This window comes from Kriegella aquimaris (genome assembly GCF_900103215.1).
Taxonomy (GTDB): Bacteria; Bacteroidota; Bacteroidia; order Flavobacteriales; family Flavobacteriaceae; genus Kriegella; species Kriegella aquimaris.
Map to the genome: position 1 here is coordinate 1 of NZ_FNGV01000008.1, position 14,284 is coordinate 14,284.

At 34.8% G+C, this 14,284-nt stretch carries 6 protein-coding genes; all 6 read left to right on the forward strand.

Annotated elements, in window-relative coordinates:
* The first annotated feature begins 457 nt into the window (after positions 1 to 457).
* Complete coding sequence (locus BLS33_RS15250) at positions 458 to 1,468, forward strand: helix-turn-helix transcriptional regulator (RefSeq protein ID WP_089891216.1); 1,011 nt, start codon at positions 458 to 460, stop codon at positions 1,466 to 1,468.
* Positions 1,469 to 1,547: 79 nt separating this feature from the next.
* Entirely contained in the window at positions 1,548 to 1,874 is a 327-nt protein-coding gene (locus BLS33_RS15255) for a hypothetical protein (protein WP_143017628.1), read from the forward strand.
* 224 nt (positions 1,875 to 2,098) lie between these two features.
* A complete protein-coding gene (locus BLS33_RS15260) occupies positions 2,099 to 5,116 on the forward strand; it encodes a hypothetical protein (protein WP_089891223.1) in 3,018 nt (1,005 codons plus the stop codon).
* Between the two features lie 4 nt (positions 5,117 to 5,120).
* The gene (locus tag BLS33_RS15265; RefSeq protein WP_089891226.1) at positions 5,121 to 11,009 is read left to right on the forward strand and encodes a DEAD/DEAH box helicase; all 5,889 of its coding nucleotides are present in this window, start codon (positions 5,121 to 5,123) and stop codon (positions 11,007 to 11,009) included.
* 72 nt (positions 11,010 to 11,081) lie between these two features.
* Positions 11,082 to 11,729: an HNH endonuclease signature motif containing protein gene (locus BLS33_RS24885; RefSeq protein WP_089891229.1), complete on the forward strand. Its 648-nt coding sequence runs from the start codon at positions 11,082 to 11,084 to the stop codon at positions 11,727 to 11,729.
* Positions 11,730 to 12,427: 698 nt separating this feature from the next.
* On the forward strand, positions 12,428 to 14,215 hold the full coding sequence (locus tag BLS33_RS15275; protein WP_089891232.1) for a DUF262 domain-containing protein: 1,788 nt from the start codon (positions 12,428 to 12,430) through the stop codon (positions 14,213 to 14,215).
* The last annotated feature ends 69 nt before the right edge of the window (positions 14,216 to 14,284 follow it).

Consider the following 14,284-nt stretch of genomic DNA (forward strand, 5'->3'; position numbering starts at 1 on the left):
AGAAAAGGCCTATTCCAAAGGGGAGCAAAAGGTTATATCGAGTTTGAGAGGGTATTTCGACCAGTATCCCGAGCACTATAATTCCTACCAAAAATGGATAAAGGAAAAAGATAGCGTTCCAAACCAAAAGTAGGGTGCGCCCTATGGAATTTCTTCTTCTCGCTTATCTACCGGAACGCGGAAGAAATTCCACAGGATCCATGCGCAGGTAAGGTTATGGTAAGATTTGGGATTAAAAAGGTTAAGAATTTTGGTAAGAAAATTACGTTTTGTTGCATATAGTTTCTATAGCCATATTTTAGGACAAGACAGAAATAGAAGCTAACTTAGAAAGCCATAACTATTCTAATGAATAATCTTATAGACTTGGTGAAAGTTATTTCATCTAATGCCAGTTATCATGGCCTACAATTAGTTGTTTTCCCTATTTTTAAGATTTAATCCAGATTAGATCTTTATGGCAATAACGAAAAATGTTCTTATCAGATACCACGCATTGGACCGGTGTTTTAGCAATCCAGGGAAAAATTATGACTTAAGTGCTCTTTTAGAGGAATGTAATACTGACTTGTACGAGTACAATCCAAATTCGGATGGAATACAAAGAAGACAATTGTATGACGATATAAAGTTTATGGAATCATCCCAAGGATGGTCTATAGACTTAGAAAAAACCAAAATTGGCAGAAATGTTTATTATCGCTATGCCGACCCCAAATTCTCAATAAAAAAGGAACCAATCAATGAACTGGAAGCCGAACAAATAAAATCGGCCATGCTGGTATTGACCCGCTTCAAGGGGCTACCACAGTTTGAATGGATCAATGAACTATTGCCTAAACTGGACCAAACCTTTAAGTTATCAAATCAGTCACAGGAAATAATGAGTTTTGAATCCAATGAATTTTTGGAGGGTTTAGAGTATATTTCTCCCTTGTTCAATGCCATGCTTTACAAACAATGCCTTAGCATAACCTATAGATCATTTAAGAGTGATGAGGACACTATGTTGACTTTCTTTCCCTATCATTTAAAACAATATAATAACCGTTGGTTTCTATTTGGAAAAGGGGGAGATTATGACAATTTAACCAATCTTGCACTTGATAGAATTATACAAATAAAGAATTCTAATCTTCCTTTTATTGAAAATACCGAAATAGATTTCAATGAATATTTTGAAGATATCATTGGGGTTTCAAAATCAATCGGAGTAAAGGAATCAAAAATTATATTGCATGCCGTACCTGATTTGGCCCCCTACATCAAAACGAAACCGCTACATGGATCACAACAAAAAATTACGGATAATGACCAAGGTTTTACCTTTTCTATAAAAGTTATACCCAACTACGAATTAGAGAAACTGGTCCTTTCATTTGGGGAGCAGCTCAAATTATTGGAACCAGAAGAACTAAGAATAAAACTTAAGGCAAGATTACAGAATAGCCTTAACAATTTCAATTAGTGCATTTCCACCGCACAGTTCCGGCTTATGTTTGTTGAACATTCAATTAAAACAAATCTCTGACATTAAAAACATTGTTATGACTAGGAAAGACATTATCACAAGTTCAATAAGCGAAAAATTTACAGTAGAAAAAACCAGACTATTTCAAAGTGATTTGGATATTGCCCTAAAAACAATGGCGTTAATGGACGTCATGAAGGTATTTATCAAATATGAAATTTTAAGAAATAAGGAATCGGAAGAATTTTTGGATGCTTTTAGCGAAATGAATGAGTCATGGCAAAGGAAAAATGAAGGTTCTGTAATTGTTGGTGAAATACAAACCAGTAAGAGTAGATGTATTGCTTGTGAATTTGGTAAAGGCATGTCGGTCTATGAATTTCATTATAGACATTCCGGATAACCGGAACCTGATAATGGCGTTATTTATAAGAATAAGTTTGGAATGTTGTATGATATTAGGGACGGGATTTTACATGATTTAGCTATTTGTAATGCATTTTTAAACAAGTTAGAAATGGGACAACTTAGGTAATAAAATAAGTCTTTACACAATACTACAGAACCATACTGAATATGGAGTAGAACAACTCCAATAGTGAAACCCGTTGAACTTAAAAATATTAAATGAGCTTCTTCCATACCATTCTTAAAAACCACAATTTACCAAAACATGATGGCAGACCTCTTTGGAAGTATATTTTAAGCGATGGGCATTTTGAAAGGCTAGCCCATGAATTAAAATTCGCTGAACCACTATCAATAGACCCACGGGATGTTGCACTTTATTATGCCGGGTGGTGGAAGAACAACTACACTGGCGGAAAACCTAGCAAGCAAGAAATATTTAATTCTATCGGGGGGAACATCAGATTTATTTTTGATGAAAAGGAATTTTTCAAACTTGCCAAACAAGGAGCTCAAATGCTTGGTGTAAAATGGATTGCCAAACAGAACACACTATATTTCAGGACTTTATTGTTACAAGGAGGACTTCCTTTAGCAAACATTTCCGAAAACCAAGGAAAATATCAGGATTTCCTTCTTGCTGTACTGGATGAGATGCCGGATACTATTGAGGATTTTATGTTTAAACCTCATATTATTAACCTACTTCCAGCCTCTAGCCAAAACGATATTATATATGAGAACTGTCTAGAAATAGTTAAGTCAATTCTAAACAAAGAAGATAATTATGAAGACCTGTTTAAGGCTAATGAAGCGCTAAAAAATATTTCCACAACCCTAAAAGTAAGGGAGAAAACCTTAGTAAGAAAACAACGTTTATCCAAGCCCCAAAACTATTGGCTCTTACGCTTTAAAGAAGAAGAAACCAGTATTAGTTTAAGAATTGGATTTGCTAATATTTACGATGTTGACTCCATGTCAAATATTTTAGGATTTGAAGCAAATGGTAAAGAATACCAATTTTACTTGAATGAAAAATTAATATGTGTATTCCGCAAAATGTTGAATGGATCTTTTAAATCATATTGGTATCAACAACAAAATGAAAAATGGATTGGAGAAAGTAATTTACCTTATGCATATGTCTTGGAAGAAGGCAAAAAAATTATTATAAAAGATTTTATACAAACCGTTCCCAATCTTCAGGAGCCGAGCCTATGGGCTAAATATTCTGACAACGAATGGAGATTAATAAAAGGATATGGAACTCCTGATAAGGAGACAGCTATACTTTTTCCAAAAGAATGGAAATGCCAACAATCTCATTTTGAAGTGTCCATTTATGGGCAGAAATTAGCTTGGTTGACCTTTGAAGGAGAAATGGAAATTAATTTTGGCTCAGATAAAAGAACCTACTATAGTGAAGTTAATTCCTTTGATTGGACAATTGAAAGTCAAAGACCTTATTGGATGCAAAAGACCAGTATGCCGGTGGTCCAAAAGAAACCCAGTATAATTGTTTGGGACGAAAATAATAAGAAGCTACACCAGGACAAATTTAAAACTTGGGTAAAACGCCATAATTCTGCCGAAACCTGGCAGGATTTAAGAAGGTTGAGTTATCTTCCTTTAGGCTGTATTGACCTTAAAATAGAAAAAGAAGGTGTTGCTGCTTTCGACATGTTCTTTAATATAGGTAGCCTACAAATTAATTATTTGGAGAAATCTATTGGCAAGGCTCAATTGAGCCTAAAAAACTTTGATTCGTTTGATTTCAAATTAGATGAATCTTCAATATTGAACATAGAAAATCAAGCAAATGTTTTTTCATTAAAAGTCCGGACTGAGTATTCCAAGATACCTACAGGAATCAAAGGTTCAGTTGGTAAGAGCGGACAAAAGAAACTTTATTTTGAAATGGCATCACCTTTTGAAGGGATGACCATTACCGATAGAGAAGGCAAAATTATAGAAGAGAATGACCAACTATCATTGGCCAACCTGTACGGTCTTAGAATTTTAAGTTCTCCCAACAAAGAAACAATTCTTAAAATAAGGAACAGGTTAAAACCTGACGTAAAAATCACCATGCCACTTAATGAAGCCTCTCAGCCAGTAATTTCATTTAAAGATGAGATTGTAAGGCTTTTTTATTTAGCCGATGCAATGGATTACAGAAACAAAGTTTACTTGGAGATTATAGAAGGTAGAGAGTCAAAAACCTACCAAATTTCTGGTTTTAGTTACACCTTAAATGTAGAGTGTCAGTTAGAAAATAAGCTGTCATTATATAATTCTGAGGATGAATTAGATTTATATGCTATCCCATTGAATTGTTCGGAAGATGATATTGCGTTACTTCCACTTCTTAAGGATGGAGCTACATATATTATTCCAAATACTCAAATAACCAGTCAGTTTGTTGTTATCTCCTCTAAGGAAAATGGAAAACAATTAATGCCAAGATTTGTGAACACTGATGAGAATTATATTGGTTCAGACAGGGATGAGCGTATAAATGCCTATCATACCGAAATAATGGAAAACGACTTTAATAGTCAGATATGGAAACAATTACTTGCCTATTTTAATATATGCGTAAAAGAGGATATTCCTTTTTCTACTTTCGACCAATTACGGGCTATCTCAAGAAGTTCACAAGTTGCCAGTAGGGCATTTTTGTATTTAGGAATACATCAAATTGAACCTGAGATTTTTATTCAAAGATATATTCCGGAAATGGAGAAGGATTTAGGATTTTGCTTTCATTGGATAAAAAATAAGGACTGGCAAGATACATTAGAGGAAATAAATGAACTTTATCCAAATAACTTCACGAACATAGTTAGTTTAATTTCTGATTATTTGCAGGAAAACAATTTATTAGAATTGTTTCATTTTATGAATGGTTCATTAAAAGATGTAAAGAAAATTTATAATGCCGACATTTCTGATTTAAGGTCTCAATTAGGTGAACGGGTACTCAATGAACTGCCATCCCTAAGCCCAAAAATAACCAAAGACTACAGTATTCCTATCCAACAACATAAACTAGTTAAACTTTTAATAAAAGCACCAATTGCGGTTGCTGAATCCATTACAGACACTCAAATAGAATATCCCATTTGGGCTGGAGATGAATTATTGGACTCCATTAGAAGAAACATTCAATATTGCCAGTATTTAAAGCCAGAATTTTACAATAAAACCATATTGCACGCCTTAAAAAATAATTAAAGCCATGAATTTTCAAGAATTTTATCAAAAGACCGAGAAAAGATTAACCGATGCTATTCTCTCTCTTTGGGCCACCGGTGACAAGGAAATGCAGGATTACTTTAAACATTTACTTTCCCAGGAACCTATTATGGCGGAGGCAGTTTTTCAAAATACTTTTCCTTGGGAACAGTGCAAGTCAAAGTTTGGGGAAACCACAGGGGTATTTCAACAAGACTTCATTAATGCCCTAGACGCCATTAAAGATCCTGATTTTCAATTCCCTAAAGCTCGTTATCCGTATAAGCACCAACTTGAGAGCTGGAATATCCTACTAAACAAAAAGAAATCAATAGCAGTAACGACAGGTACGGGATCTGGTAAAACGGAATGTTTTATGCTGCCAGTACTACATGATATCTATGAGAATTGTAATGGGCAGCAAGGTATCAATGCCATCTTTCTATATCCTTTGAATGCCTTAATTGCCAGTCAAAGAAAAAGAATGCACGCATGGTGTTCAGCTTTAGGCGGAATAAACTATGCATTGTTAACCGGTGACACAGACAACAAATCCAATCTGAAAGATAAAAATAAGGCCCTTCCCCAATTCATTTCTAGGGAACAGATCCGGGAAACACCTCCACAGATTTTGTTTACCAATCCTACTATGTTGGAATATATGTTGGTACGTAATGCCGATGTGCCGATTCTTGAAAAATCACAAGGGACCCTTAGATGGATTTTACTTGATGAAGCTCATACACTGACTGGGTCTAAAGCGGCAGAAATGGCATTATTGATACGTAGGGTTGTAACTGCATTTGGAGTTGATATTAGCAACATAAGATTTGCCATCACTTCAGCCACGGTAGGAAATGGAAACACAGTTATGCTCAAAAGATTTATGGCCGACTTGTGTGGAATAGCCGCGGACCAAATAGAAGTAATTCAAGGAAAAAGAGTTAATAATAAAATTGCAGATAAGGATATTCCCAATTTATCCACAACATTAACCCAAAATAACATTAAACTTTTAAGAAACGAATTGTTAACCTCTGCTGGACTAAGCCAGAGTGAAATTGGAAATAAATTAAAAATAACCGATAAGGCAGAACAATTAAAAGTAATGGATATCCTTGCCGAACAAGAAATAAATGGGGAAAAATTACTTCCGGTAAGAGGCCATTTTTTTACCCGAGGTATAGGAGGAGTCTATGTATGTACTGACCCTAAATGCGATAAACATAAAGGTCATAAACCCAATAAAGCATTGGGTACTATGTATACCATTGCAGGGGCAAATTGTGATTGTGGGCAACCGTTGTTAGAACTTGTAGCATGTAATAGTTGCGGCAATATGATGATGGATGGTGAAATGGCAGGGGGTTTAGTAATGCAAAAGGCGAGCGTTGGATATGAGGCCTTTCATATTGAAAATGAGGAAAACGAAGAAACAGATCAAGCTACCCCCAATAGAAATTTAGTGCGCTTTATAAAGAATGATGGAAATCATAATCTTATAAATTCAGAACTAGTTAGTTGTTCAATATCTAAGGAAAACCTAATAGTCACCGGAGATAATCTTCTGATGGCACAGGACAATAAATGTCCACATTGCGGAGTACATAGCGAAAATTCTATACACTTTCGGATATCCTCAGCTTTTACCAACAGAATTTTATCGGATATTGTTTTGGATCAAACGCAAAATGCCAATAACATTTCGAATAAAACTTTATATAAGGGGCGAAAATACATCTCGTTCACGGATAGTAGACAAGGCACTGCAAAAATAGCCGCATTAATAAATATTGACAGCGAAACCGACTGGATCAGGTACCAAGTATATCATTATCTGACAAAGCGGCTAAAAGAAAATCAAGTAGATTCTAGTAGAGAAGAATTAGTGGCAGAGAGGGCTAAATTGATAATAGATCTTGAGAATACGCTTCCCTTCAGAAAAGCTAGAATTCAACAAGATATTGATTTCATAGATTCAATTTTAAAGCAAAATGGCAATAATTCCGTCTTATCAACCAGTAGATCTTCCTGGAAGGATATCATTGAGGAAACAAAAATAAAAGAGGGCTTTAGTACGCTGTTTAAGAAAGGTGCGCGAGGAAGTAATTTGGCAACTGAAAATGAAAGTTATGCTAAGGCGCTATTGTTTGACCAATTTGCCCGGAGATTGCCAAGACAAAGATCACTTGAAAACCTTGGATTGGTTAATTTGGTATACCCATCGCTCGACAATGAAACTTTACCTCTAATTGCAGATACCCTGAACATAAACCTTCAGGAATGGAAAAGTTTACTAAAAATATCTTTGGACTATATTGTTCGCTATGGTTTTCACTTTCAATTGGACCAATCTATAAGGAATTTTTCAACCAGATACCATACTAGCTATCTCCTATATCAATCGAATTCAGATATAACCAATGGCAAGAAATGGCCTGCGTATAATCCAAATTCCATTGTACAATCACGTTTGGTTTTATTGATATGCGCTGGGCTAGGGTGGCTTAGCAAGGACGATATAACTAGTGAAAGGGAAGACATGTTAAACGATCTTTTGGAAAAAATATGGCGAACCCTTCTGCAAAAGGTCCTTACCAGGGACGGTGATGGGTATAAATTAGATTTCTTTGAGAAAACGGCATTTGAACTGGCTGGGGAAGAATATTTATGCCCAGTTACAAATCGATTGTTGGACTCAGTATTTCGCAACTATTCCCCGTGGATCAAAGGGAACCTTTTAGAAGAAAATATCAGAAACTATCAAATAGATAAAAGCAAAAGTTACCAATTTCCCACTTATCCTCATCCTTATCATTTAAATAAGGAAAACATGCCCTTAACGGTTAATGAGGTAGGGATTTGGTTACAAAAAAATAGCGCTGCTGCCAGAGAGAAAGGGCTTTGGAATGACCTGCATGAACGAATATTCGATTTTGAAAAATTATATTTGGCCGGGGAACATTCTGCCCAACAAAGTAAAAGAAGACTAAAGGATTTGGAAGAACAATTTGAGAATGGGGAGATTAACATACTTAGTTGTTCCACAACCATGGAGATGGGTGTTGACATTGGCGGAATCTCTGCAGTGGTTATGAGCAACGTCCCGCCAATGCCAGCCAATTATTTACAAAGGACCGGTAGGGCTGGAAGACGCTCAGAAAACAAGTCTCTGGCATTAACTTTTTGCGCTCCCAATCCAATTGGCCTTCGTACCATGAATAATCCTAAATGGGCATTGGAACACCCAATTGCACCGCCAAAATTGAAGTTTGATAGCAAAAGCATTGTAGAAAGACATGTTAATTCGCTATTGTTTGGAGTTTTCGTTAGACAACGGGAGAATGAAAATAGGGGACTAAACGTGAAAGAAAATATAGAAAAATTTTTCTTTGAAGGGGAACCCACGATTGCCCAAAATTTTTTAAACTGGTTAGAAGATTCAGTTAGGTTAGATTTTGAAAAGGCATTAACAGGTCTTGTAAAGGATACTCCTATGCAAGGTATCAGCCCTAAGCAACTCATTGAAGTGGTCGTGGATAATTTTAAGGGGGTCATAGCCAAAATAAGAAAACAAAAAGACAGCTATGACAAAAAGCTGCAAGATTTGGCCAATGAATTCGGTGATAATAGTGCAGCATACAAGGCTGTGAACTACAGGAAAGGACAATTCCTCCAGAAATTTGTGTTGGGATATTTAGCAGAGGATGGCTTTTTACCGAATGCCGGACTACCAACGGGTATAGTAGATTTTGAAAAAATTACATTATCAGATCTACAGAGAAAAAACCAGACCAAATTCAAAGAAAATCCAAGTTATCCCATCTCTAGGGCATTGACTGAATTTACTCCGGGAAATCACATTTTAATAGATGGGCTAAATTATAAATCCTCAGGTATAATTATGAAAAATACTTGGGGCAATGAAGGGGAACGTAATGAAATACAAGCCTGTAAAAATTGTGGATATCAAAGGATACTGGATGTTGGTGAAAAAATTACCGATAATTGCCCTAATTGTGATAGAAGCAATTCCTTTGTTGGTTTGGAATTAGGTGACCATAAAGCGAATTTTACGGAACTAATAGAGCCCGTTGGCTTTGCCATAGACTTATATGAAGAACCAACAAGGGTTATCTCCGAGAAGGCTAAGCCGCAATATTTGGAGCCACTGTTGCTTAACATAGCACCATGGAACACAAATCAGCCCGGTTATTTGGACTTCCGGACCAGTGAACAAGAAAAAAAAGCGCAGATTCTTTTTTATAATACTGGTGATGGGGAAGGTTTTAGTCTTTGTTTAGATTGTGGAAGAGTGGAAACATCTCATGATAAATTAGATGGCCATTTCAGGTTAAGGGGAGGGAAAAGTAATGATGGCGAGAATTTATGTGAGGCACAATACATCCATGATCATATCATTCTCGGTGGCAGATTTAAAACAGATTTTACCGAAGTCCGTCTTAAAAATGAGAACGGCTCATTTGTCAATGATCAAATACTGGCCTATTCCATTGGCGTAATCTTTACTAAAACCTTGGCAGAATATCTGGCTATCGAAGAATCTGAACTGGGATTCGGTATTAAAAAATATAAGGGATACCACACTGTTTTTATCTACGATACGGCTAAAGGTGGTGCAGGCTATGCCTCGCAATTTACTATTCATATCAAAGAAATTTTGGAACGTTCATTGAGCATTTTGGATTATTGTAACTGTCCAAATGCGTGTACCAAATGTTTAATAGACAGAAGCACTCAATGGCATGTTGAAAATTTAGATAGGCATATGGCCATTGACTGGTTAAGACTTGCTATAGATAATCAAATTCCCGATGTACTAGAAAGTGGTAAACTTAAAGTAAGTTCAATTTTTGGATCATTACATGACGAGATTAAGCGTTTAAATTATCACTATGGCATTAAAGAAATAAATATTCATCTGAATAATAATATGGCATATTGGGATATTGAAAATTTAGATTGGCTTGAAAATTTTAAACGGGATAGAATTAAAATCAATCTTATTATCGAGAAAGAAATTGATTATGCCAATAACCAGGATAAATTATCGATATACTTATTGTCCCATAACTATAGCCTGAAAAAGGGTATAGGCAGTCAGATTTTGCAATACAATTTACATTTATCGGTCATTCTCGAAAACGGCACTCCACTTAACTATGTTTCCATGGCTTCCTATGCCAACTTGGATGCCGAATGGCCAAATGAAGCGAAAGAAAAATTTTATAAAATTGAAGATGTCGCCATTCCTGACTTTGCTTCTTTAGACCTTCCGGATTTAACATCGAGTAATTTGTACGAATCACGTATAAGTACAATACCCCCGCAAAGTAAGAGCAATGATTTGGCTCCGATCATGTTTTCACAACTTAATAATGCAAAAGATTTTTTATCGAGAATTAAGAATAGGACCTTCAAGGTGGCCTATTACGATAAGTATAATCAGTCCGAGTTTTCAATGCGTTTACTACTCCAATTTATAGAGCAACTGCCACAGCTTTGGTCTATTAATATAGAAAAATTGGCGGTGCATTTAACTAAAGATGTTTTCCAGAATGCCAACTACCCAGTCTATATTATTCATAACTATAAGGATTTGGAAGATTATAAATATGATTTGCAGCAAATTTCAAAAGATTATGATTTTAGAGTGGATTTATTTGATACTTCAAGGCTTCCCCATTATAGATATTTTGAGTTTATATCAGAGAACCTTAGGTTTAGTATTCGTATAGATGGTGGTATAGCCCACGGCTTTAAACCTGAATCTTATTTAAAGTCCGACGACATGTCCCTGAACAAAGTAATATTTAACATAAAAAAGGATGTGCGATATGACGTTATATATAACATCAGCATTGAAAACTAATAAATCTATGCAGATACACCACATAAAACATCAATATGTTTGTAGCTCGTTTAATTTTAAAAGCTATTTTCTATGAAACTTATTCATTTATTGCTCTCTTCCACCCTAGCATTTACATGCTTAGTTCACTCGCAATCTACCTATACGGTAGGCACCACTGAGTACTACTATAACCAAACTTATAGCACTACCGGTAAACAGAAGGTTAAGCGCAGTGAAGCCAATAAAAAGGATTTTTTGAATTCTAAAGGCTATGATAGAACACCTTACGGGTATGAAATAGACCATATAATACCTATATCTCAAGGTGGCACTGATGACCCAAGTAATATGCAATTACTTACCATAGGACAACACAAGGAAAAAACGGCTCGAGAGCGTTCAAGAACTATTACCTATGGCAACAGTACACTACGCTATTCCAACTATTCCAATACCACCAAAGCTCCTAGCTATTATAGTACATCTAGCAATACCAAGACCAGAACAATTTATACCGGCCCTAATGGCGGTAATTATTATTACAATTCGAAAGGCAATAAGACCTATGTTAAGAAAAGTATTACGGCCACCTATAGTACCCCTAAATATAAGCCAACCTCTTTATCTAGTACACCTTCATACAATTCTGTGATCAGTCGTACATTGCGAACAGGTTCTCGTGGTGGTAGGTATTATATCAACTCCAATGGAAACAAGACTTATGTTAAAAAGAATTAGATAACTAATCCAGAGTAATAACAATAGCCATGAGTGTATTAAGCTTAAAATTTAAAAAAAGTATAACGAAATTATTAAGGAGCTAATGTTGAGTCATTTTCCAGATGTACTTATTGATGGTGAGAAATACCACTTTCCATCAAAACATTTAATATTAGACCTTCGCAGAGTAGTTCTTTTTACTTAAAACTTGATACTACAATATATCATAACGTTCCGGTTTTTAGACGTAAGGGAATTTGGAGTTTTCCTTTTTACAATACAACTGACAGCTAGTACGGGTAGGACATATTCTAATCCCGAATTGAGCAAAATAGAAGTACAGAATCATGATGATTTAATATTATTAGCCAGTTATATGTTTAGTTGAGCAAATACTACCATTCATTTTTTTAACTCTGAGTATAAAAAAGCAATGGATGATAAATTAAGAAGTACAATTGATGGGTTATTTAAATATAATTCTGGGGGTGGAATCACTGTAAAAACTCCTTAGGAAACAGAGTAATAAAGTAATTTGCAGATAGATTGCATATTGGTTGATGATAATTGCATGATGTCTTAAAATTTTAAATTACTTGTCCAGAATGTAAACACCGATTTGATGTTGAAAATGTCTTAAGCCAGAAAATTGAGCATTGAATCAAAAATGAATATTTACATAATTTAAAATATAATATAAAAACCACTAATTACTAATGTCCCAAGACCAGTTCACAATCCTAGCCCAGACTAGGACACTTTTAAAAACATCTAACCCTGATTATGGGTCAATTTTGGAGAACGACTTCAACTATAAGATACCAATTTATCAGCGCCCTTATTCTTGGAGAGAATTAGATATTGAAAAATTTATTAAGACAATTAATAAAGGATTTGAGGATAATGATCCCGTCTTTATAGGTACAATGCAGCTAACCGAACAGGATAATAATGATATTGTGAGTGTGATTGATGGGCAACAAAGACTCACAACTTTTTTAATGATATTTAAGGCTATAAATTGGCTTTTTCCTCATACATTGGATAGCCGCCAGGTTAATTCGAAATGGCTCACCACAGATGTGAATAATGGATTGCACGCTAAATATTTAAATGAGGTATTAGAATCACATTCGGCAGAAAACATTAATGATAATGGCATAAATCCTTACGCCGGCAGAATACTATTTATATATGATAAACTAAAAGAAATTTTGATAGATGACGAGTCAGTCGTTTTGGTCGATGATTTTGTAGACTATATATTTACTAAGGTTTATTTTGTTGTAATTGTGACAAAAGCAGGCTTGTCAAAAACCATTCAGATTTTCAATACTATTAACACCACGGGCTTAGACTTAAATGGTAGTGACATTTTTAAAATTAAAATGTTTGAATACCTTAAAAAATTTAAAAATGCAGAAGACACCATCTTCAATGAAATTAGTAGTCTGTATGAACGTGTAGATAAGTCTAATGAAAAACGCAAGATTGATTACATCGGGATGACAAACATCTTGAGAATTTATCAATACATAATAATAACTAGGCATAATTTACCCAAAGCTACATTTGATTTAAATCCTACCACTTTTTTTGAAAGGCTATTTGACTCTCTTTTAAATGTAACCCAATGGCCAAATTTTAAAAGTGCAAATAACAACGTCGATCTTTCTTTGGATGATTTGGAGAAAATCATTGAGCTTCGGTATTCATATTTCGATAGAAGTTATAGTTCTCCAGAAGAAATGCTCGCGGTACATCTTCTTGGATGGTCGAGATATCGTGTTTTTTGGGATATAAAATTTCTTTTTGTGTTCTACAATCGTGACAAACAGGACGTGTGGGAATCGATGGTTGAGTTTGATACACTTTTAGCCAAGCTCGTTACTATTTATAGTGTTCGATATTCAAGAAGTATAAACAGAGTGGTAAATGCGATCCGAGATCTGATGTTTGATATGGTTAACACTTCAGAAGAAGAAATTATCGAAAAATTAAAAACTTTGATAGGAAATAGAGAGAAACATAACGGAAACGGGAATGATCTAAATTGGTTCATTTCTAATAACCTTACAGAGAACGCGAAACGGAAATATATTGTTTGTTTACTTTCTGCATTTTTGGATGAATTAGAAACAAAGAATTATAAAACAAATGAAGAAATAATAAATTTAGAAAAATCGCTCTTCAAAACAGATGTTGATATTGAACATATAGAGTCATATCATCACGAAGATGTTACTATACGCCCAGAACATAAGGAGGAATGGAAAAACCACATTAATACTTTAGGAAATCTAATGGTACTGGAAAGAGACTATAATCGCCAAATTAAAAATAAAAGCTATCTAACAAAACTCAAAACATACGATAAAAGCCAATATGCAACAGTGCAAAGAGTTAGAACTTCTAACAAAGGCTGGGACATAGAAAAATGTGAGTCGCGAAAAAGAGAAGAAGAAATTAAACTTTTTAATTTTTTGTTCAATCACTATAAGTAGTCTCTTACTGGTGTTTTGAATATTTATATTTACAGCTCAATTTTAATGTTGAAATTGTTTACTTACCAT

What these genes read in the sequence shown, in the direction of transcription:
- BLS33_RS15250 (WP_089891216.1), top strand. Translation starts at nt 458, where the DNA reads ATGGCAATAACGAAAAATGTTCTTATCAGATACCACGCATTGGACCGG.
- BLS33_RS15255 (WP_143017628.1), top strand. Translation starts at nt 1,548, where the DNA reads ATGACTAGGAAAGACATTATCACAAGTTCAATAAGCGAAAAATTTACA.
- BLS33_RS15260 (WP_089891223.1), top strand. Translation starts at nt 2,099, where the DNA reads ATGAGCTTCTTCCATACCATTCTTAAAAACCACAATTTACCAAAACAT.
- BLS33_RS15265 (WP_089891226.1), top strand. Translation starts at nt 5,121, where the DNA reads ATGAATTTTCAAGAATTTTATCAAAAGACCGAGAAAAGATTAACCGAT.
- BLS33_RS24885 (WP_089891229.1), top strand. Translation starts at nt 11,082, where the DNA reads ATGAAACTTATTCATTTATTGCTCTCTTCCACCCTAGCATTTACATGC.
- BLS33_RS15275 (WP_089891232.1), top strand. Translation starts at nt 12,428, where the DNA reads ATGTCCCAAGACCAGTTCACAATCCTAGCCCAGACTAGGACACTTTTA.